This window comes from Erwinia sp. MYb416, assembly GCF_037479575.1.
GTDB lineage: Bacteria > Pseudomonadota > Gammaproteobacteria > Enterobacterales > Enterobacteriaceae > Erwinia > Erwinia rhapontici.
Genome location: NZ_JBBGYT010000331.1, coordinates 1 through 1,060, shown reverse-complemented (window position 1 = coordinate 1,060; position 1,060 = coordinate 1). Strand labels below are relative to the sequence as shown.

The window sequence follows — 1,060 nt, the reverse complement described above, 5'->3', positions numbered from 1 at the left end:
GTGAAAACATTGATTGGAAACCAAATAGAAAGAATAATAATTATTCATCATAACCATGCTAATTAAAAAATCAGGAAGTTAAATATATGAGCAGGCGTTTATGTAGGGATAATCGTACAAAAGTACGAAACATTCCTCGTCGTATTAAATCACTTAACCGTTGGGCCAAAACCTTTCTCAATCCAGATCGCGCAGTTTTTTCTATGAGCGAGCACTACTGGAATTACAAGATTCCGATAGAAATCAATCTTATACAAGGAAAACACAGCAAACAGAAAACTAAAGCAGAGTGTGCACAAGCCATGATTAATGCTTGTTCTAACTTGATACTCGCCACAGCAGATTGTGGTAATACGCCTCGAATTACTGCCGTAATTTGCCTTCCGGATATGTTTACCAGTGAAGTATGTTTATTTCGTTCTGAAGAATACTTTCAAGGCTTCATCACAGAAGGTAGCTCTGAGAATGGCTCATCAGTCCTACTCAAAGAACGTAGTCTCGCCAGGGAATGGGGGCTGACTCTCCCGGATGGTTTGCAGGAATTAGGGATTACACTTGATTACTATGGTGGTGACGACCCGGATGACTGGTTTTCAGGCGAACGCTGGTATTATGGGCAGCTACAGTGACCGATGCTATTTACTAACCGTCATGACCTGCCCCCAGGATTAGATACAACGCTCACTTAGTCATGTCGGATCCTTCCCTATCTGAATTACCCTTTCTCCAGGCCGCCGCAAATTCAGACGGCGTCCGATAATTCAGCGCAGAGTGCGGGCGGCACTCATTATAATCCTGACGCCATTCACTGATGGTTTTCCTGGCATGACTGACGTCACTGAACCAGTGTTCATTCATGCATTCATCGCGAAAGCGTCCGTTAAAACTCTCAATAAATCCGTTCTGTGTCGGCTTGCCGGGCTGGATACGTTGCAGCTCCACGCCATGCTCAAAGGCTCATTGATCGAGCGCGCGGCAGGTAAATTCCGGGACCTGATCAGTTCTTATCGTCGCCGGATAGCCGCGAAACAGCGCAATGCTGTCCAGAATACGCGTGACC

1 protein-coding gene and 1 pseudogene are annotated in these 1,060 nt (G+C 45.5%); one reads left to right on the top strand and one right to left on the bottom strand.

The window, feature by feature from the left end; genetic code table 11:
- Positions 1-86: 86 nt before the first annotated feature.
- Positions 87-629: a DUF3916 domain-containing protein gene (locus WH277_RS03970; RefSeq protein ID WP_339457968.1), complete on the top strand. Its 543-nt coding sequence runs from the start codon at positions 87-89 to the stop codon at positions 627-629.
- A gap of 52 nt (positions 630-681) precedes the next feature.
- On the opposite strand, the pseudogene WH277_RS03965 reads toward WH277_RS03970, so the two are convergent.
- Positions 682-1,060: pseudogene (locus WH277_RS03965) on the bottom strand (integrase core domain-containing protein); the annotation flags it as partial.